Consider the following 18,106-nt stretch of genomic DNA (forward strand, 5'->3'; position numbering starts at 1 on the left):
ATGGTAGTAGGAGATTTCCCAATCGAAACAGATACTCTTGTCATCGGTGCAGGTCCTGGTGGATATGTAGCTGCTATTCGTGCTGCACAGCTAGGACAAAAAGTAACAATCGTTGAAAAAGGAACACTTGGCGGCGTATGTCTAAACGTCGGCTGTATCCCTTCAAAAGCATTGATCAATGCTGGACATCGTTTCGAGAATGCAAAGCATTCTGAAGACATGGGTATCAAAGCTGAAAACGTAACAGTTGATTTCACAAAAGTTCAAGAGTGGAAAGCTTCTGTTGTAAACAAATTAACAGGTGGAGTTCAAGGTCTTCTAAAAGGAAATAAAGTAGACATCGTCAAAGGTGAAGCTTATTTCGTAGATAGCAACTCTGTACGTGTCATGGATGAAAATTCAGCGCAGACTTATACATTTAAAAATGCAATTCTTGCAACTGGATCTCGTCCAATCGAATTGCCTACATTTAAATACACAGACCGCGTGATTAACTCAACTGGTGCTTTAGCGCTTAAAGAAGTACCTAAAAAGTTAGTTGTCATCGGTGGTGGATACATCGGTACTGAGCTTGGTACTGCTTATGCGAACTTTGGAACAGAAGTTGTCATCCTTGAAGGTGGAGACGAAATCCTTCCAGGTTTTGAAAAGCAAATGAGCTCATTAGTGAAACGTAACCTGAAGAAAAAAGGAAACGTTGAAATTCACACAAACGCTCTTGCAAAAGGCGTTGAAGAAAAATCTGACGGTGTCACTGTTACTTTCGAAGTAAAAGGTGAAGAAAAAACTGTCGATGCTGACTACGTACTTGTGACTGTTGGTCGTCGTCCAAACACAGATGAGCTTGGTCTTGAGCAAGTTGGTGTTGAACTGACAGACCGCGGAGTTGTCAAAACTGACAAACAATGCCGTACAAGCGTTTCAAACATCTATGCAATTGGTGACATCGTTGATGGACCACCACTTGCACACAAAGCTTCTTACGAAGGTAAAATTGCTGCTGAAGCAATCGCTGGAGAGCCAGCTGAAATTGATTACCTTGGTATTCCTGCTGTTGTATTCTCTGAGCCAGAACTTGCAACTGTTGGATACACTGAAGCAGAAGCAAAAGAAGAAGGAATCGACATCGTTGCAGCGAAATTCCCATTCGCAGCGAACGGACGTGCACTTTCTCTTGATGCAACTGATGGCTTCATGAAGATGATCACTCGTAAAGAGGATGGTCTTGTGATCGGTGCACAAATCGCAGGTGTTGGTGCTTCTGATATGATTTCAGAGCTTAGCCTTGCAATTGAAGCTGGTGTGACAGCTGAAGATATCGCAATGACAATTCACGCTCACCCAACTTTAGGTGAAATCACAATGGAAACGGCTGAAGTAGCAATCGGAAGCCCAATCCATATCGTAAAATAATGAACGTTGAAACCCTCTCCACACGGAGAGGGTTTCAGATTGTTGACAAAGGGCTAAAATGAACTTGATTTTAGCCCTTTGTCTTCTTTTCAGCGTGATAGAAAAACTTTGAAGTCTAGGAAGGACGAGTACTGGCGCGGAGCGAATTTGACATTCGTGAGCACCAGCACGCAGGACTGACAAAGAATGCGAGGGTTTGTCTACACGCTGAAGCCCTCTCCACATGGAGAGGGTTTTTTTATGTATGTGAAACCTCGCTGAAAACGAAAAGCCCTCATGAGCTGAGGGCTTTTTTCATATGGATATATAAGTGCAAAGTCGAACCGTTAATTTGTATTCACTCGATCTAATGCTTGGCATATGGGTGATAAGATATCCTCTTTACTTCGGACATTACCTTCCACCTTCACAATGACCTTTTCATTATTGACAAGTAAAATAGCCGGCAGTTCGTCTACTTCATTTTTCCAGCCTTTACGATCTTCTTTGACAATCATCTTGGACATTTCCTTCGGATATTCATTTTTTAAATCGAGCACTGCGTCATAATAAGGACTTTCTTTATCAAGATTTTCTGCATCAGTAAAAAAGAGAATTCTCGGCTTTTGAATATGACTGACCTGGTCTGTCTGATTCGGTATGATATACGCAAATGAGCATGAACTAAGTACAAAGAGCATAGGGAATATAATGAGAAGGGTCCTCATAAAATTCAATCTATTCACCTCAAAATCCTTTGGGGTTGTACCAACATTTTTAGGAGCCAGTTCCCTGTTAGTCACTCTAGTGTATCACGTCCTTTTTGACAATTTTCGATTGTTACTCAATTGTTACAGAATTGATATGAAGCAAAATACATTTGAAACGTTTCCTCAATATGTTGAGAAAAAAGCATATTTTTATAAAAAATGATTAAATGTGTCATACAATTAACCGTTGACAACTTAAATGTGACATCATATTATAGAGATATGAAATAGATTAAACGCTTTCAAACTTTGAGTAAAGAAAAGGGGAATGTACAAGTGGGTACAATTATTTGTCAAGATTGCAATGAAACCATTGATCAATTTGAAAATGAAAAAGTGACAACACTTTATGGAACATGTGGTCACTGTCATTGCTGTGATGAAGCCTCTGAATAAATAAAAAAGCATGCAGCTCCAATTGGGGCTGCATGTTTCTTTTTTATAAAATGGCTTTTTGTTCTTTAATGACACGAATCATATCTAGTGTGGAATCTTCAGGTCCTTGAACAGGAAGACCGATTTCGATATTTTTAAAGATATAGGAGATATTTTCTTCTGTGATGATTTCTCCTGGTATAAAAATAGGAATACCAGGCGGATAAACCATGACAAATTCTGCAATGATCCGGCCAGCCGCTTCTTTAAATGGAATGACTTCCGTTGTTGCGTAAAAAGCGTCACGCGGCGTCATCGCAAGCGAAGGGATCTCAGGCAGTAACACTTCTGTCACGGCTTGTTTGCCGCCTTGACGTGCAGAGGTTGCCGCAATTTCCTCCATAGCCGTTACAAGCGTATCGATCGTCTCATCACAATCGCCAGGCGTTACGATACATAAAATGTTGTATAGGTCAGAGAGCTCTACTTCAATTCGGTAGCTTTCTCTTAGCCATTTCTCCACATCATGGCCATTGAGTCCAAGGTCTTTAATGGAGATGATTAATTTTGTTGGGTCATAATCGTAAGTAGAAGGTGAACCGAGAATTTCTTGACCAATACAAGTAATACCTTCAATTTCGTTTAAACGAGTTCTTGCTGATTCAGCTAATCGAATGGCTTCATCTGCAAGTGCCTTTCCTTCAGTCGCTAATCGCTTTCTAGCGACATCCAGGGAGGCTAAAAGCAAATAAGAAGTAGACGTAGTTGTCAGCATGCTTAAAATAGATTGTACTCGATCCTTTGAAACAAGCCCTTCTTTTATATTTAAAATCGAGCTTTGGGTGAGAGAGCCGCCAAGTTTATGCACACTTGTTGCTGCCATATCAGCTCCCGCCTGCATCGCAGACAATGGAAGCTCATCGTGAAAATGAATATGCACACCATGTGCCTCATCTACTAGAACAGGTACGTCATATGAATGAGCAATCTCTACAATGGTTTTTAAATCAGCTGAAATGCCAAAATACGTTGGGTTAATTACAAGCAGCCCTTTCGCATCTGGATGTTTAGTCAGCGCTCTTTTAGCTGACTCTGGCGTGATGCCATGAGAGATGCCAAGCTCTTTGTCAATTTCCGGGTGAATAAAAACAGGTACTGCACCAGAAAATACAATAGCAGACATAATCGACTTATGGACATTACGAGGAACAATAATTTTGTCTCCAGGGCCACAGACGGTCATCACCATTGTCATGATCGCACCGCTTGTTCCTTGTATAGAGAAAAACGTATGGTCGGCACCAAATGCTTCTGCTGCAAGCTCCTGTGCTTCTTTGATCATTCCTCGAGGCGAATGTAAATCATCAAGAGGTTCTATATTAATAAGGTCAATGCTTAATGCATTGTCTCCAATGAATGCTCTAAATTCAGGATCCATTCCGGCTCCTTTTTTATGGCCTGGAATGTGAAATTGGACTGGATTGGTTGAAGCGTGTTTTTTTAGTCCAGTGTATAAGGGTGTATCATGTTGTGACAATTGCTTTCCCACCTTCATCGAAATACCTGCTATTATTATCCCAATAACAGCAGATTTCATTGCATAAAACAAAAGAATTATATTATGAACTGATCGGAATGTAAAGCATAAAATCAATCGGATTCTGATCAAACAGATGCTATAATAAAAGTTCAAATAAGAAATGTGGATTAAAGTGAGGGACAAGTAAATGGAATATCAATATCCAATGGACGTCGACTGGACAACTGAAGAAAAGATGGCGGTCATTTCATTTTTTCAAGCCGTTGAAAAAGCCTATGAAACAGGAATTGCGAAACAAGCGTTACTAGAGGCTTATAAACGATTTAAAGAAGTTGTACCATCAAAAGCAGAAGAAAAGACGCATTGTGCGGCGTTTGAAAAGGGAAGTGGGTATTCCCCTTATCGCACAGTAAAAAGTGCAAGAGAGGCTGAAGAAACAGCTATGATACGGATGTGAAAAACGAGCCAATATAGGCTCGTTTCAGCGTGTAGACAAACCCTCGCATTCGTTGTCAGTCCTGCGCGCTGGTGCTCACGAATGACAAATTCGCTCCGCGCAAGTAGCTGTCCTTCCTAGACTGCAAAGGTTTTCTATCACGCTGAAAAGAAGACAAAGGGCTAAAATAAAGTTCATTTTAGCCCTTTGTCAACAATCTGAAACGAGCCAACATAGGCTCGTTTTTTTATACAGATTCTTTTTGTGTAAAGCGGTATAGATAAGTTACTGTGCGGAAGGCATCTTCAATTTTTGATAAGAATTCTTCATTATTCATTTGAATAACTTCTTCTCTAGGAAGCTGGATGCCGCAAAGGAGTTCGGCCTTTTTGACTGTTTGAACACGTTCAAATAGTGTTCTCAGCTGTTCAGCATCAAGTTCGCTGTGGCGGAGGACGTCCGGTTTCATATGATCCTTAGACCAAACAAAGTCTTGCGGTATTTTCTTTTGGATCGTGTCCAGCTCTTTTTCGAATAGTTGCCCATATTCACCTTTCACTGGAGATTCATAAATGAGCGCAAACCATACAAATACATGAGTTTTCCAAAGCCCAATTTGAAAATGAGGGAGCTTTTTATACCCACGCTTACTGTTAGCGAAAGCCACCCAAGTGTCATTTGGCGGGTTGACTGATCTTCTTGCATGTTTTGCCACGTGGACAAACATTTCGTCACCTGTAATAGAAGAAAGAAGCGGTGCAAAATGTTCACCAAGTGCTTCAAGCTTTGGACGGACTCTCTCTTTTAATACGGTCATACGTTCATCTAAACCGTCTACTGTGAATGTTTCAAAATCTTCATCTCTAAAACGCATTTCACTCATGTTATGCCTCCTGTATCTTTTCGCTGATCATATTTTATCATAGCTTGGGTCAAGCTCAAAAAAAGATGCACTTTAAAGAGAAAGATAGCAGGGATCTTGGTTCGGCGTTTAAAAACTTCGATTTTGTGGTACATAACAAATAGGTAAAAACACAATTTTCAGAATGTCGTTGCGGTTATGCGATCGCTTCATACGATATAAGCAAGAACCATTTCTCTTATCGATTGTATTTTTTATCAATGAAAACTGACAAGGAATGAATCATTCTCTGGAAGGGGCGTTGACCAGTGAAGCAAATCGTGAAGCATGGGTATAGACAAGAGAAGAAGAATCGCATCGCTGTGTGGAGATTAGAGGTTGATTATGAGCTTTCTACGCTTCATGAAGCCATCGAGCAAAAAGATGATATCCAGGTAGAACGCAGCAAACGAAAGCTTGAGCGCCTAAGAAAAGAATGGGAGCAGCTTCAAGGGTAAAACAAGGTGAGGTAAAAACGAACCAATTCATCGGTTCGTTTTTGTATGAAGCTGCTTTTTTCTTGCTTTTACGTACATAATATCAGTATGCTAATACAAATAGGTACTACATAGAAAAGAGGTTTACAGTCCGATGACAAACTGGGTGGAAATTGACCGACTTGCAAAGCTTTGGGTAAAAGAAGCGGGTAGCCGCATTAAAGCATCCATGCAGGAAGGTCTATCAATTGAAACAAAATCAAATCCAAATGATCTTGTCACAAACATCGATAAAGAAACAGAACGTTTCTTCATTGAAAAGATACAGTCGACATTTTCAGATCATCATATTTTAGGAGAAGAGGGCCAAGGGGAAGAAGTGACCTCTCTAGACGGGATAGTATGGATCATTGATCCAATTGATGGCACCATGAACTTTATCCATCAAAAACGAAATTTTGCCATTTCAATTGGGATATTTGAACATGGTGTGGGGAAAATCGGCCTTATTTATGACGTCATCCATGACGAGCTCTATCATGCAGTCAAAGGAGAAGGGGCGTATATGAACGATACCTTACTCCCGCCTTTAAAAGATGTTGCCATTGAAAAAGCCATTGTCGGCATTAACCCAACATGGGCGATTGAAAGCCCCCATTTTGACGCTAAGCCGTTTGCCCGTCTCGTACGCGATGTGAGAGGAACACGAACGATTGGGTCAGCTGCACTTGAACTAGCTTATATTGCAAGCGGAAGAAGCGACGCATATGTCACGTTAAGGTTAGCGCCTTGGGATTATGCGGCTGGATGTGTGTTACTTGATGAAGTAGGCGCTGTTTACTCGAATATTCACGGCGAACGCTTGACATTTCTAGAGAAAAATAGCATTGTTGCTGGAAATCGATCCGTCTGTGAAAAAATCTTGCATGATTACATAAAGGGAAGCGGAAATAAAAAATAAACAACATCACTTCATGAGAATGAAGTGATTTTTTGTATTTGATGAAACTTTTTGACAAGTCAAATGTCTATACGAACGAGGCCTTAATTTGAAGTAAAGGATTGTGTAGCGATGTTTGATTTGTTTAGTGATTTATCCCTCCATTTTGAAAGGTTTTTTATTTTAAATGAGTACAGTATTCACATGATTCAATGGTGTGTGCTTGGACTATTTGTCCTTTTCATTACACTTCCCATATGGAAAGAAAAGAAGAGTATTTATGTATTTTATGCTGGAATCGTATTAAGAGTAGTTCTGCTAGGGAGTATGACACTTGAGATGATTCACCAAGTGCTAGCTAGACAGTATACGATCGAAACATTTGAAGTGCTGACAGATTTCATGCAATTTCTCATCTATGGATATGTCTTGCTTGCATCACTTTTCTATGTGATTTCTCTTCCTTATTTAAAAAATAGGGGCATGTTTTTTGCATTTGATTTATCTGTGTTACTTCTGCCTTTATGTCAAACGGTATTTATTGTGTTAGTTGAAAGCAAAAAGTTCTTTCTCAGCGGTGATACGGAGCTGATATGGAGAAATTTGATGACCATTGTGCTTATGATTGGCTTTGCCGCTTTGGTACTTTACCTATTCTTTCGTTTGTTTTGGCATCAGAAGTGGAAAGAATTGCTGTTTTTCTATGGCCTGATTTTCGCTGCGCTGCTGTATATTTTTTATCCTTCTATCTCGAAGCATGAGCTGCAATCTTCGTTTAAATCCATTGTGATTTTAGTAGCGGCCGCAGGAAGCTTTATGACATTACATTTGTTATGTGCGTTACTACAAAACAAGGTGAAGTTGAGAAAGTGGGGTGCTTGGGGAATTGTCGTCTTTTTTATGCTAATGCTAAACCCGGTCCTAAATCTCCCACATATCATGTTTCAATTTACTAAAACGGAACTGACAGATACTTTCTCAGAAGAATATCGCCCTTTATCTGAAGCAAGTGCAAAAGCATTCGCTTCAAAGTTTGTACCAGCGGACACTACATTATATTCAACGACTATTAAACAGCCGATCTCTGATAACTACGTGTTTGCAGCCGATCAGTATGAAGTGAATGTTTCTGCGTTTACAGGTGAATTAAACAGCTATTTTTATCATGGTCGCGCAAAGGGTCAGCATTTGACCGATAAAGAATATAGGGAAAAAACCATTGAATTTTTTGAAAGAAGCGGCCGATCCGTTGATCTAGACCGCATTCATGTAGTGGTTGAAAAAGAAGACGGGGAGACAAGCGTTCTTCTTTTGCCAAAAATGTCTCAGAATAAAGATGAGAGCTTAGCGTTTGCCACCTGGAAAAAAGAGACGCTTCGACAAGCGCAATATGGGAACGCCATCTTTCAATTGAAGGATGTAGACGGGATCAATTTAACAAACAAAGAAATGAAAACGAAAATTAATCGTATTTATAAAAAGTTAAATTTACAGCCCCCAGCTTACCAGATCACAGACGTTGATGCTTTTTATTTTGAATGGCAGCATGAAGTGGCGGTAAAGACAGCCGATCAATCTGAATTTCTGTTTAATGGTTCAACGAAAGAATTGCTGAAAATACAGCTATCAAAAGCGATTCTTCAACAGAAAAAAGGAAATATCAGTGACGAAGATTTGTTGGAATTGATAGGGGAACAGTCAAAAGACGTGAAGATAGAAACAGGAACTCGTGAACACAAACAATATACTTTTCACGGATCATCAAATTTACTTCATGTGACGAGAGATGCCGATGGAATTGAGTTGAATTGGCAATCAGACTCTTCTTTACCGCATACGGTATCGAATCAAGAACGTGATGAAGTCTATCAGCAAGTTCTCAAAAAGTATGAACCTTATGCCATCTATAAAAAACAAATCAAGCCGGTGAGAATGATCGACAAAGAGGGGAAAATGAGCATTTCGTGGTTTGTGATCATTCAAACCTTCGGATCGAATGAGCGGAAAATATATGAAGTAAATGGACGAACAAAAGAGGTGCAACGTTTTGACAGATAAAGAAAAACAAGCCATCTTTCAAGACTTATATGAATTGTATCAGGAAGGGGAGCTTGGAGAAGAGGCTTCTAACTGGATGAAGACGCATGAAAAGCAGTTTCAGCATTCTGTTAAGGGAAACGAGTTTGCTCCTGTCCACACTGAGGATCAGAGCGATTATCACGAATTAAAACGCATGAAGTGGTTTATTTCTTCGTTATACTTCTTTTTTATCGTTTTATCAATTTGGATGACTGTGTGGTTTTATTTTTGATGTCTAGACCGACCAATCAAATTGAAAAAATATATGAAGAATATTTTCAGGAAATCACCAAATATTTATATCGCAGAACGGGAAATGTCGAAACAGCCAAGGATCTTGCGCAGGATGTATTTATCAAGGCACTGCATGGATTATCCTCTTTTAAAGGACATTCAAGCATTAAAACATGGCTTTACACCATTGCTTATCATACATTTGTCAACGACTATCGCCGAAAAGTAAAACGAACTTTTACGGATGTAGAAAAAGCTGACTTTTTAGAGCAGCAGATATTCATGACACCTGAAGCGCATTTAGAAACTCAAGCTGATATTCAAAGGCTGTGGAGCCATATCAATCAATTGAAGGATTCTTACCGAGAAGTCCTCATTTTAAGAGATATTCAGGAATTATCGTATGAAGAAGTAGCGGAAATTTTGAATTGGACTTTATCTAAAGTAAAGACAACCCTTCATCGAGCAAGATTAGAGCTGAAACGAAAGCTACATTGTGAGGAGTTCAACAAATGAACTGTTATTTGATTGAAGAACTATTACCACTTTATATAGAAGGGGACACGAGTGAAGAAACAAATCAATTAGTGAATGAGCACTTACGTTCATGCAAAAAATGCCTTCATCTATATGAAGAAATGAAAGAACCAGTCTCTATTGCAAAGTCAACAGATTTCATACCGTTCATAGATGAAAAAGAAGAAAAAAGAAAGTTTGAAATGCGCTACTATGGAAAACTGTTATTACGGGCAAGTATCGTTTTTAGTATCGTCTATCTCATCATGCTCTTGATCTATTGGATATAAGAAAGAACCCCCATCTGGATGAACCGGATGGGGGTTTTTGAGCTCAGTTCAATTTTTCTTTAGCAATTTGAACTGCATCATAGAATGTTTTTAATTGCTCTTGAGGAATTTTCTTAAGCAATTGGTTGAAAACAAGTAATTCAGTAGAGCTGAATCCAAGACCTTTAGCGATTTTAGAATCAATTACAACGTTTCCTTTTTTGTCTAGAACAAGTGCATCACCAGCAAGATCAGCAATTCTGATCACTGATTTGAAAAGCTTTTCGAATTTAGTTGCTTCTTCTTTAGTTAGACCAAGTTCAACAGCTTTCGCTGCATCAAAAACCAATTTCCCTTTTTCGTTTTTAGAGATGCTTTCACTGAAAACGATTGTAAGAACAGCTGCGCGATCTAAGAATTTCTCAGCAGTCGCCGCTTCTTCTTCAGTCAAACCGAGCTCAACAGCTTTTTTCACATCAAATGTGTAGTTGTTGTCTTCCTCAACAAATGAATTGATGAGAATGTTGATAACACGCTCGTTTTTCTCCAATAATTCTTTAATAATTTGTTGCTGCTCAAAAGGAATCCCTTTGAAAGTTGCAGCACTTGCTTGCCCAGGAGCTACTGTTGTGAAAGTAAAAATGATAGCTAAAGCGAAAAATACAACAGAGCTGAGCGATTTGCTCAAAAACTTCTTCATGCTTCTTTTCTCTCCCTTTTCTGTTAAATTTTGTTGCAAGAACAGCATACCATGAGAAACTTTGTGGAAGAATAGGAAAAATGTAACTTTGTGTTTGATTTTGGAGAACTATAAAAGTTCTTGTCGAAAAATGGAAGAGTTCAGATTGCTTAGATTTGCCAACACTATATGAATTTTTTAGTTGAATCATTAGGATTACATAGGTGGTTGGTCTTGTTTTTACCCAAAATAAAAGCCTTCTACATGTAAAATGTAAAAGGCTTTTCATAAATTTTATGATTGTACGTTTAATTTTCGTTTTAATGTAAATCCTGTACCCATGAAAATCATGGCGAACACAATACTTAGACAAATACCCAGCACGTTTTTTTCTGCAAGAGTTACCCCAATAAACGCCATACTGACAACCGCAAGTAATGCACATAATAATAGAAGCCATTTGATTTGTTTCATTTGTCTCCATCCCTTTTTTTAGAGTTAATATAAGTTTACAGAAAAACGATCGGCATTTAAAGGGGATTGTGATATAATATGAAAGTTATCTAATTATTTTAGGAGATGAAAATGTGAAACTTCGAAAAGACCTTCGCAACATCGCAATTATTGCCCACGTTGACCATGGTAAAACGACGCTTGTTGACCAATTGCTCCATCAAGCTGGTACTTTCCGTGCGAATGAAAATATCGCTGAGAGAGCCATGGATTCAAATGATTTAGAGCGAGAGCGCGGTATTACGATCTTAGCTAAAAATACTGCGATCCATTATAAAGATACACGCATTAATATTTTAGATACACCAGGACACGCCGATTTCGGTGGTGAAGTTGAGCGTATCATGAAAATGGTAGATGGTGTACTTCTCGTTGTGGATGCATATGAAGGTTGTATGCCTCAAACACGATTCGTGCTAAAAAAAGCACTTGAGCAAAACTTAACACCAATTGTTGTTGTCAATAAAATTGACCGTGACTTTGCTCGTCCAGCTGAAGTAGTCGATGAAGTCATTGACTTGTTCATTGAATTGGATGCAACAGAAGAACAGCTTGAATTCCCAGTTGTATATGCATCAGCAATCAATGGTACAGCAAGTAACGATGCTAGTAAGCAAGATGAAAACATGGAATCGTTGTTTGAAGCGATTGTCAACCATATCCCATGCCCAGTCGACAACCATGAAGAGCCGCTTCAATTCCAAGTGGCGCTACTTGATTACAATGATTATGTTGGAAGAATTGGAATTGGCCGTGTATTTAGAGGAACGATGCAAGTAGGACAGCAAGTTGCTCTAATGAAAGTGGATGGCAGTGTAAAACAATTCCGCGTGACGAAGATTTTTGGTTTCCAAGGGTTAAAACGAGTGGAAATCAATGAAGCGAAAGCTGGAGATCTTGTCGCAGTATCTGGTATGGAAGACATCAACGTAGGTGAAACAGTCTGCCCGGTAGAACACCAAGAGGCTTTGCCGATCCTTCGTATTGATGAGCCGACACTTCAAATGACATTTGTTGTGAATAACAGCCCATTTGCAGGCCGTGAAGGAAAGTACGTGACATCACGTAAAATTGAAGAGCGTTTAGAACAGCAGCTTCAAACAGACGTAAGTCTTCGTGTAGATCCAACGGATTCACCTGATGCTTGGGTCGTATCAGGACGCGGTGAGCTTCACTTATCCATTCTGATTGAGAATATGAGACGTGAAGGATTTGAACTGCAAGTATCGAAGCCAGAAGTTATTGTAAAAGAAGTTGACGGTGTTCGATGTGAGCCTGTTGAGCGCGTTCAAATTGATGTACCAGAAGAGCACACTGGCTCTATCATGGAATCAATGGGCGCAAGAAAAGGTGAAATGATTGACATGATCAATAATGGTAATGGTCAAGTTCGCCTGATCTTTACAGTGCCATCACGTGGTTTAATCGGATATACAACTGAATTTCTTTCATTAACTCGTGGTTTTGGTATTTTGAACCATACGTTTGACAGCTACCAGCCGATGCAGTCTGGTCAAGTTGGCGGACGCCGTCAAGGTGTACTTGTTTCAATGGAAACAGGTAAAGCAACTGCTTACGGAATCCAAGGCGTTGAAGAGCGCGGTGTGATTTTCGTTGAGCCGGGTGTTGAAGTATACCAAGGAATGATTGTTGGTGAGCATAACCGTGAAAACGATCTTGTTGTCAACGTGAGCCGTATGAAACAACAAACAAACGTACGTTCAGCGACAAAAGATCAAACGGTTAGTATGAAAAAACCACGTATTATGTCACTTGAGGAATCTCTTGAGTACTTAAATGAAGACGAATACTGTGAGGTTACACCGGAATCTATCCGTTTAAGAAAGAAAATTTTAGATAAAAACGAACGTGAGAAAGCAGCGAAGAAGAAAAAGCTAGCAGGATTATCGTAATTCCATGAAGAATTAAAAAGATAGAACCCTGAAAGATAAGGGGAGGGAATCTTTTTGAATGATCAGGAAGTAAGTGAGAATCTATCCTTTTTCGCGATGCTGTTTCGTGTCGATGAAAATCCGCAAACAGGGATGTGGCTCTTATATGGCACCATCCTTGTTTTAGCGATTATTGTTTTTAAACTCGGCTTTGCTAGACGTTTACCGATTTTAAAAGCACTTGTCATTTATTTGTTTTTGATTTTTGGCTGCACGTTTCTCACATTTCTAGGTATCTTCTTGCCAGTCGCAGAAGGCCTGGTTGTGGCAGCTGTCATTTTGATTATTTATAAAATACGGCTGCATCGTGCGAAAAAAGAAGGAACAGTAAGTACGTAAAAAAGACCTGAACTTGTGTCAGGTCTTTTTTACGTCTTCTGTTCTTTTTTTCCTTTTTTCTTCTTTTTCTCTTTCGTCGCAGGATCTTGATAAAGAGAGAATCTGCCAGTTTTGATGCGTGCCTCTGTCTTTACTTTAATTCTTTCCTGGCAGTCATCGCACATATATGTATGAATCGGTCGATTTCTTAACCGTTTAGCAACAAGTGTATCATCATTAATGGTTTCAAGCTTTTCACATAATGAGCACTTCACTCTCATCATTTTCACCTCACTTTGGTCATGCCTTCATTATAGCATGTTTTTTGAGCCACTTAAAATCAGCATAAAAAAGGCTTATATCACAAGAGATATAAGCCGCAGCGTGTAGACAAACCCTCGCATTCGGTGTCAGTCCTGCGCTTCGGTGCTCACGAATGTCAAATTCGCTCCGCGCCGATGCTCGTCCTTCCTAGGGCTGCAAAGGTTTTCTATCACGCTGAAAAGAAGACAAAGAGCCAAAATAAAGTTCATTTTAGCCCTTTGTCAACAATCTGATGATTATATCACAATAGATATAAGCCGTTCTCATTATTTCTTCTGATTCATATGATGGTTTGATTGATCATTTTGGTTTTTTTCTAATTGCTTTTGATCTTGTTGTTTGAGCTGATGATTCGGATCATTTGTCGGATCTATTTCGTTACGGTCGATTTCATTTCGAGGCATTTCTGGCATAACACGGCCCACAATAGCTGCTAATTCGTCCATAATTCCACTTACTGGCCTGCCAGCTTGTATTTCTTTGCCCATTTCCTTTAAACGGCTCACTGTATCAGGGTCAGCGACGACAACAGCATTCGCACCTTCTGGGTCATTTTTCAGTGCTTTGGCGACTGAATATTTAATGGTTTCAACTTTGCTTCTATCTAAATCATCTTTTACATCAATGCCGACGACAGCATACTTGCCGATGACGATCGCTGTTGCGTCATTTACATCTGCTACATGCTCAGTCACATTCACTAGGTGCTTTGCCACATCTGTTGATGGGCGGGCTTTGTCAGTGTTTTTCTTGGATGAGTCTGATACTCTTACTAAATGCTTGTTTCCGTCTTGATGTTCTTGTGCCAAAGGCTTCTCTTGATGCTGGCAAGCGCCTAATAAAAGAATGGTTTGAACCATGAATAACGTCAAAAATAGTCGCATGTGTATTCCCTCCTTCACAAACTGCATGATTTATTTTATTGTTGAATTAACCTTCTAACTTTATTCATGAAAACATATATTTTAACAATCGTTTTTGGAAAGACAAGGATGAATGAAACCCCGATCAGGAGGCGAAGGACCTGAGTAAAATTTATGTATTAGACACAAATGTGTTATTACAGGATCCGAATTCAATCTTTTCATTTGAAGACAACGAGGTCGTGATTCCGGCCGTAGTGTTAGAAGAAGTAGACTCGAAAAAAAGATATATGGACGAGGTTGGGCAAAATGCACGACGTGTCTCACGTTTAATCGACGGGTTGAGATCGAAAGGGAGACTGCATGAAAAAATTACGCTGGAGTCAAAAGGAACGCTGCGTATTGAGCTGAATCATCGCTCTTTCCATGAACTTCAAGAAATTTTCATCGAAAAAACAAACGATAACCGGATTTTGGCTGTTGCGAAGAATTTGAGCTTAGAGGAAGAAACAAAACCGGATGGCCGGCCTGTTATTTTGGTCAGCAAAGATGTCCTAGTGCGAGTAAAGGCGGATGCCATTGGTCTGCAAGCAGAGGATTTCTTAAGCGATCGAGTGCTACAAAATGAAGACATTGATAACGGCTATCACGAGCTCTATATTCCGACTGAGCAGCTGAATACATTTTATAAGCAAAATCAGTTACCGATAAAAGAAGTCACCCAGGCGCCATTAAACCCTCATCAATTTATCATTATGAAGGGAAATGAAGGTGGTTCTGCTTTGGGGATGCTTGATCAAAAAGCAGAGCATGTGAAACGGCTTATTTATGACCAAGAACATATTTGGGGAATTCGCCCAAAAAATGTCCAGCAAACGATGGCGCTTGAGTTACTTTTACGCCGCGATATTCCGCTTGTGACACTTATCGGAAAAGCGGGAACAGGAAAGACACTGCTTGCACTTGCTGCTGGATTAATGCAGACAGAGGACCTCGGCATGTTTAAAAAGCTCATCGTGGCCCGCTCCATAGTTCCTGTTGGTAAGGACTTAGGGTATTTGCCAGGCGAAAAAGAAGAGAAACTCAGACCGTGGATGCAGCCGATTTATGACAACCTAGAATTTTTATTTAACACAAAAAAACCTGGTGAACTCGATGCGATACTAGCGGGCATCGGTTCAATTCAAGTGGAAGCTTTAACGTATATTCGCGGGAGAAGTATCCCTGATCAATTTATCATTATCGATGAGGCGCAAAATTTAACAAAACACGAAGTAAAAACATTATTAACGCGGGTTGGTGAGGGAAGTAAAATTGTGCTCATGGGGGACCCAGAGCAGATAGATCACCCTTATTTAGACAGCTTAAATAATGGGCTCACATATGTCATTGAGCGTTTCAAAGGGCAGCAAATATCTGGACATGTCAAGCTTGTCAAAGGAGAAAGGTCTGGACTTGCACAGCTTGCAGCTGATTTATTATAGTCCAGACCCGTCATCTTATGTAATGATTAACTCTTTGACGCCTTTAATCGGCTGAGTGATGTTGGACTGATCCTCGAAATATACGTGGATTGGTCCTTCTTCTGTTATAGGCTTTCCATTTTGGCTGAAATGGGCAATGCTATCCATCGCCTTAGAGAGCGGAACAGCAATTGTTTCTGTTTCTGTGACAAATTCACACGTCTCCGCTTGTTCGAGCGGTTCTGCATTTTTTATCATGTCGCCAAGTTTCATCCCGAAGCTGCCTGTGACAAGTCTTTCTTTTTCGTACTTTTTCTCTGTTTTTAATGTGGGTGGAAGTGTTTGACCTTCTCTTATGACCCGCTCTTGATCGAGCTCCTGATCGAGCTGCTGCTCTTCGCTTGCTTCACTTTTCTCAAAAAATGAATCCATTAAAAATTTACGGTCATCAAAAATCCATACACTCGGATCAATGGTGATCTTGTATTGTACGTTCCCCTTGATTTGAATAATGCTCATGTTCAAGACAACCCCTTTCCAACATAAATTATAGAAGTTTTCGCCCGCTTTGTCACTTTCATAAACATGCACCTCCTTGTACACACTACGATTAGACGAAAAATAGGGAGGATTTTGGGCATGGCATGTCGTGACAATGAAGAGCTTCAGCGATTTGTAGAAGAGGCAAAAAAGGTGGCCAAAAATGGAAAGGTAGCATCCTATATTCCGGCACTCGGTAAAGCGGATCAATCGGATTTATCTGTCGCTGTTTATCATGTGAGTAATACGTGCCACTCAGCGGGAGATGTTGATAAACGATTCACCCTGCAAAGTATTTCAAAAGTATTAGCCCTGGCGCTCGTGCTCTCAGAAGAAGGACCGAAAAAAGTGTTTCAATATGTTGGACAAGAACCGACTGGCGACCCGTTTAATTCGATGATTAAACTAGAGACTGCAAGCCCCAATAAGCCGCTTAATCCAATGATTAATGCAGGAGCACTTGCCGTTACAAGTTTAATAAGAGGGGCAACGCCGCAAGATCAGCTGAACCGGCTGCTTGGTTTTATTAGAGAGCTTGCCAATGACACCACCATTACATATTGCAAAGAAACCGCTGCATCCGAATTTGAAACATCAATGATTAACCGCGCAATGTGCTATTATATGAAGCAATATCATATCATTAAAGGGAATGTAGAAGAGGTGATGGATGTCTATACGAAGCAGTGCGCCGTCATGATGAATAGCCTGGATTTGGCGAAGATCGCGTGTGTTTTTTCATTAGATGGCAGGCATCCAGAGACAGGAAAGCAAATCCTTTCGAAAGATGTTGCTAGAATTTGTAAAACGTTTATGGTCACATGCGGTATGTACAATGCGAGCGGGGAATTTGCGATCAATATCGGAATCCCTGCTAAAAGTGGTGTTTCAGGCGGAATTATGGGGGCGGCGCCATACGACTTTGGGATAGGTATATTCGGGCCTGCTTTGGATGAAAAAGGGAATAGTATTGCGGGTATTAAGCTGCTTGAGCTCATGAGTGAAAAATATGAGATGAGTATCTTTTAATGACGAATGGCTTCTTTTTATTTTTACAGAGCGAACTGTACAAATCTGCTTGCAATTTTGGGCGTTTCGCTTTATGATAAATAGAAGAATTAGGTACTCGCCTGGGGAACGGAGGGATACTTTTGGCGTCAGAAATTTTAGTCGATCATCGGCAAAAAGCACTGGCTTTATTAAAATTGGATGCAGATAAAATTTTAAAATTGATCCAAGTGCAAATGGACAACTTAACGATGCCGCAATGTCCTCTTTATGAAGAGGTTTTAGATACTCAAATGTTCGGATTATCGAGAGAAATTGATTTCGCTGTCCGGCTTGGATTAGTTGATCAACATGAAGGCAAAAAACTACTCGATAAACTTGAGAGAGAACTATCCGCACTTCATGATGCGTTCACAAAAAAATAATGATTGAAAACTCAAACTTCCACAACATAAGTTTGAGTTTTTTTGTCCGCCTTTTTATTTTGATTGATGCCCAACGGACTTGATTGTCTCATGAAAGACGAACAATATAAAGAGGTAAAACGGGATCAAACG

Annotated in this window: 22 protein-coding genes; 14 read left to right on the plus strand and 8 right to left on the minus strand. The window is 39.9% G+C overall.

Going from position 1 to position 18,106, the window contains the following annotated elements; translation table 11 throughout:
* Window positions 1-1,413, plus strand: a complete 1,413-nt coding sequence (gene lpdA, locus M2369_RS10385; protein ID WP_003211097.1) for a dihydrolipoyl dehydrogenase — start codon at window positions 1-3, stop codon at window positions 1,411-1,413.
* Window positions 1,414-1,739: 326 nt separating this feature from the next.
* Here lpdA and M2369_RS10390 read toward each other — a convergent pair whose 3' ends face one another.
* Window positions 1,740-2,120 (minus strand): hypothetical protein, encoded by a 381-nt coding sequence (locus M2369_RS10390; RefSeq protein WP_223255627.1) that lies wholly within the window; start codon window positions 2,118-2,120, stop codon window positions 1,740-1,742.
* 318 nt (window positions 2,121-2,438) lie between these two features.
* Between M2369_RS10390 and M2369_RS10395 the strand changes: the two genes are divergently transcribed.
* Complete coding sequence (locus M2369_RS10395; protein ID WP_003212464.1) at window positions 2,439-2,558, plus strand: GapA-binding peptide SR1P; 120 nt, start codon at window positions 2,439-2,441, stop codon at window positions 2,556-2,558.
* Between the two features lie 43 nt (window positions 2,559-2,601).
* Here the strand turns inward: M2369_RS10395 and M2369_RS10400 are convergent, their stop codons facing one another.
* A complete protein-coding gene (locus M2369_RS10400; RefSeq protein WP_110487304.1) occupies window positions 2,602-4,074 on the minus strand; it encodes an aminotransferase class I/II-fold pyridoxal phosphate-dependent enzyme in 1,473 nt (490 codons plus the stop codon).
* A 190-nt stretch (window positions 4,075-4,264) separates the two neighbouring features.
* On the opposite strand from M2369_RS10400, the gene M2369_RS10405 reads away from it, so the two are divergent.
* The gene (locus M2369_RS10405) at window positions 4,265-4,534 is read left to right on the plus strand and encodes a UPF0223 family protein (RefSeq protein ID WP_008345089.1); all 270 of its coding nucleotides are present in this window, start codon (window positions 4,265-4,267) and stop codon (window positions 4,532-4,534) included.
* Window positions 4,535-4,760: 226 nt separating this feature from the next.
* Here the strand turns inward: M2369_RS10405 and M2369_RS10410 are convergent, their stop codons facing one another.
* On the minus strand, window positions 4,761-5,396 hold the full coding sequence (locus M2369_RS10410) for a DUF1054 domain-containing protein (RefSeq protein ID WP_045034227.1): 636 nt from the start codon (window positions 5,394-5,396) through the stop codon (window positions 4,761-4,763).
* A gap of 287 nt (window positions 5,397-5,683) precedes the next feature.
* Between M2369_RS10410 and M2369_RS10415 the strand changes: the two genes are divergently transcribed.
* The 6 genes from M2369_RS10415 (at window position 5,684) to M2369_RS10440 (ending at window position 9,910) form a co-directional block, all read left to right on the plus strand.
* Complete coding sequence (locus M2369_RS10415; protein ID WP_008345085.1) at window positions 5,684-5,872, plus strand: hypothetical protein; 189 nt, start codon at window positions 5,684-5,686, stop codon at window positions 5,870-5,872.
* A 133-nt stretch (window positions 5,873-6,005) separates the two neighbouring features.
* Window positions 6,006-6,812 carry an inositol monophosphatase family protein gene (locus tag M2369_RS10420; RefSeq protein ID WP_039168628.1) on the plus strand — a complete coding sequence of 269 codons (807 nt, stop codon included), beginning with the start codon at window positions 6,006-6,008 and terminating at the stop codon, window positions 6,810-6,812.
* 183 nt (window positions 6,813-6,995) lie between these two features.
* A complete protein-coding gene (locus tag M2369_RS10425) occupies window positions 6,996-8,849 on the plus strand; it encodes a hypothetical protein (RefSeq protein ID WP_259254153.1) in 1,854 nt (617 codons plus the stop codon).
* The gene (locus M2369_RS10430) at window positions 8,839-9,102 is read left to right on the plus strand and encodes a hypothetical protein (RefSeq protein WP_058337388.1); all 264 of its coding nucleotides are present in this window, start codon (window positions 8,839-8,841) and stop codon (window positions 9,100-9,102) included. Before M2369_RS10425 ends, M2369_RS10430 begins: the two co-directional genes overlap by 11 nt.
* Window positions 9,102-9,620 carry a sigma-70 family RNA polymerase sigma factor gene (locus M2369_RS10435; protein WP_058337557.1) on the plus strand — a complete coding sequence of 173 codons (519 nt, stop codon included), beginning with the start codon at window positions 9,102-9,104 and terminating at the stop codon, window positions 9,618-9,620. Before M2369_RS10430 ends, M2369_RS10435 begins: the two co-directional genes overlap by 1 nt.
* On the plus strand, window positions 9,617-9,910 hold the full coding sequence (locus M2369_RS10440) for an anti-sigma factor family protein (protein WP_058337387.1): 294 nt from the start codon (window positions 9,617-9,619) through the stop codon (window positions 9,908-9,910). The genes M2369_RS10435 and M2369_RS10440 overlap by 4 nt, the downstream gene beginning before the upstream one ends.
* 43 nt (window positions 9,911-9,953) lie before the next feature.
* Here M2369_RS10440 and M2369_RS10445 read toward each other — a convergent pair whose 3' ends face one another.
* On the minus strand, window positions 9,954-10,589 hold the full coding sequence (locus M2369_RS10445) for a hypothetical protein (protein ID WP_072367717.1): 636 nt from the start codon (window positions 10,587-10,589) through the stop codon (window positions 9,954-9,956).
* Between the two features lie 273 nt (window positions 10,590-10,862).
* Complete coding sequence (locus tag M2369_RS10450) at window positions 10,863-11,042, minus strand: DUF5325 family protein (RefSeq protein ID WP_003211596.1); 180 nt, start codon at window positions 11,040-11,042, stop codon at window positions 10,863-10,865.
* A 113-nt stretch (window positions 11,043-11,155) separates the two neighbouring features.
* Between M2369_RS10450 and typA the strand changes: the two genes are divergently transcribed.
* Together typA and M2369_RS10460 are read left to right on the plus strand one after the other, a co-directional pair.
* Window positions 11,156-12,994, plus strand: a complete 1,839-nt coding sequence (typA, locus tag M2369_RS10455; protein ID WP_012009833.1) for a translational GTPase TypA — start codon at window positions 11,156-11,158, stop codon at window positions 12,992-12,994.
* A gap of 96 nt (window positions 12,995-13,090) precedes the next feature.
* The gene (locus tag M2369_RS10460) at window positions 13,091-13,372 is read left to right on the plus strand and encodes a YlaH-like family protein (RefSeq protein ID WP_045034298.1); all 282 of its coding nucleotides are present in this window, start codon (window positions 13,091-13,093) and stop codon (window positions 13,370-13,372) included.
* Between the two features lie 29 nt (window positions 13,373-13,401).
* Here M2369_RS10460 and M2369_RS10465 read toward each other — a convergent pair whose 3' ends face one another.
* Together M2369_RS10465 and M2369_RS10470 are read right to left on the minus strand one after the other, a co-directional pair.
* Window positions 13,402-13,632 carry a YlaI family protein gene (locus M2369_RS10465; RefSeq protein ID WP_008345063.1) on the minus strand — a complete coding sequence of 77 codons (231 nt, stop codon included), beginning with the start codon at window positions 13,630-13,632 and terminating at the stop codon, window positions 13,402-13,404.
* Between the two features lie 309 nt (window positions 13,633-13,941).
* Window positions 13,942-14,559 carry a YhcN/YlaJ family sporulation lipoprotein gene (locus M2369_RS10470; protein WP_039168625.1) on the minus strand — a complete coding sequence of 206 codons (618 nt, stop codon included), beginning with the start codon at window positions 14,557-14,559 and terminating at the stop codon, window positions 13,942-13,944.
* Between the two features lie 140 nt (window positions 14,560-14,699).
* On the opposite strand from M2369_RS10470, the gene M2369_RS10475 reads away from it, so the two are divergent.
* Window positions 14,700-16,022, plus strand: a complete 1,323-nt coding sequence (locus M2369_RS10475; protein ID WP_259254357.1) for a PhoH family protein — start codon at window positions 14,700-14,702, stop codon at window positions 16,020-16,022.
* A 15-nt stretch (window positions 16,023-16,037) separates the two neighbouring features.
* Here the strand turns inward: M2369_RS10475 and M2369_RS10480 are convergent, their stop codons facing one another.
* Window positions 16,038-16,520 carry a peptidyl-prolyl cis-trans isomerase gene (locus tag M2369_RS10480; RefSeq protein WP_259254155.1) on the minus strand — a complete coding sequence of 161 codons (483 nt, stop codon included), beginning with the start codon at window positions 16,518-16,520 and terminating at the stop codon, window positions 16,038-16,040.
* A gap of 120 nt (window positions 16,521-16,640) precedes the next feature.
* On the opposite strand from M2369_RS10480, the gene glsA reads away from it, so the two are divergent.
* Together glsA and M2369_RS10490 are read left to right on the plus strand one after the other, a co-directional pair.
* The gene (gene glsA / locus M2369_RS10485) at window positions 16,641-17,570 is read left to right on the plus strand and encodes a glutaminase A (protein WP_019743436.1); all 930 of its coding nucleotides are present in this window, start codon (window positions 16,641-16,643) and stop codon (window positions 17,568-17,570) included.
* Window positions 17,571-17,692: 122 nt separating this feature from the next.
* The gene (locus tag M2369_RS10490; RefSeq protein ID WP_003212509.1) at window positions 17,693-17,974 is read left to right on the plus strand and encodes an Fpa/YlaN family protein; all 282 of its coding nucleotides are present in this window, start codon (window positions 17,693-17,695) and stop codon (window positions 17,972-17,974) included.
* Window positions 17,975-18,106: the final 132 nt, after the last annotated feature.

Source organism: Bacillus sp. JUb11, from assembly GCF_024807925.1.
Classification (GTDB): Bacteria; Bacillota; Bacilli; order Bacillales; family Bacillaceae; genus Bacillus; species Bacillus altitudinis.

Excerpts from the sequence above, each read along its gene's own strand:
- lpdA (WP_003211097.1), top strand. The coding sequence starts at position 1 with ATGGTAGTAGGAGATTTCCCAATCGAAACAGATACTCTTGTCATCGGT.
- M2369_RS10390 (WP_223255627.1), bottom strand. The coding sequence starts at position 2,120 with ATGAGGACCCTTCTCATTATATTCCCTATGCTCTTTGTACTTAGTTCA.
- M2369_RS10405 (WP_008345089.1), top strand. The coding sequence starts at position 4,265 with ATGGAATATCAATATCCAATGGACGTCGACTGGACAACTGAAGAAAAG.
- M2369_RS10410 (WP_045034227.1), bottom strand. The coding sequence starts at position 5,396 with ATGAGTGAAATGCGTTTTAGAGATGAAGATTTTGAAACATTCACAGTA.
- M2369_RS10420 (WP_039168628.1), top strand. The coding sequence starts at position 6,006 with ATGACAAACTGGGTGGAAATTGACCGACTTGCAAAGCTTTGGGTAAAA.
- M2369_RS10425 (WP_259254153.1), top strand. The coding sequence starts at position 6,996 with ATGATTCAATGGTGTGTGCTTGGACTATTTGTCCTTTTCATTACACTT.
- M2369_RS10435 (WP_058337557.1), top strand. The coding sequence starts at position 9,102 with ATGTCTAGACCGACCAATCAAATTGAAAAAATATATGAAGAATATTTT.
- M2369_RS10440 (WP_058337387.1), top strand. The coding sequence starts at position 9,617 with ATGAACTGTTATTTGATTGAAGAACTATTACCACTTTATATAGAAGGG.
- M2369_RS10445 (WP_072367717.1), bottom strand. The coding sequence starts at position 10,589 with ATGAAGAAGTTTTTGAGCAAATCGCTCAGCTCTGTTGTATTTTTCGCT.
- M2369_RS10450 (WP_003211596.1), bottom strand. The coding sequence starts at position 11,042 with ATGAAACAAATCAAATGGCTTCTATTATTATGTGCATTACTTGCGGTT.
- M2369_RS10460 (WP_045034298.1), top strand. The coding sequence starts at position 13,091 with ATGCTGTTTCGTGTCGATGAAAATCCGCAAACAGGGATGTGGCTCTTA.
- M2369_RS10465 (WP_008345063.1), bottom strand. The coding sequence starts at position 13,632 with ATGAGAGTGAAGTGCTCATTATGTGAAAAGCTTGAAACCATTAATGAT.
- M2369_RS10470 (WP_039168625.1), bottom strand. The coding sequence starts at position 14,559 with ATGCGACTATTTTTGACGTTATTCATGGTTCAAACCATTCTTTTATTA.
- M2369_RS10480 (WP_259254155.1), bottom strand. The coding sequence starts at position 16,520 with ATGAGCATTATTCAAATCAAGGGGAACGTACAATACAAGATCACCATT.
- glsA (WP_019743436.1), top strand. The coding sequence starts at position 16,641 with ATGGCATGTCGTGACAATGAAGAGCTTCAGCGATTTGTAGAAGAGGCA.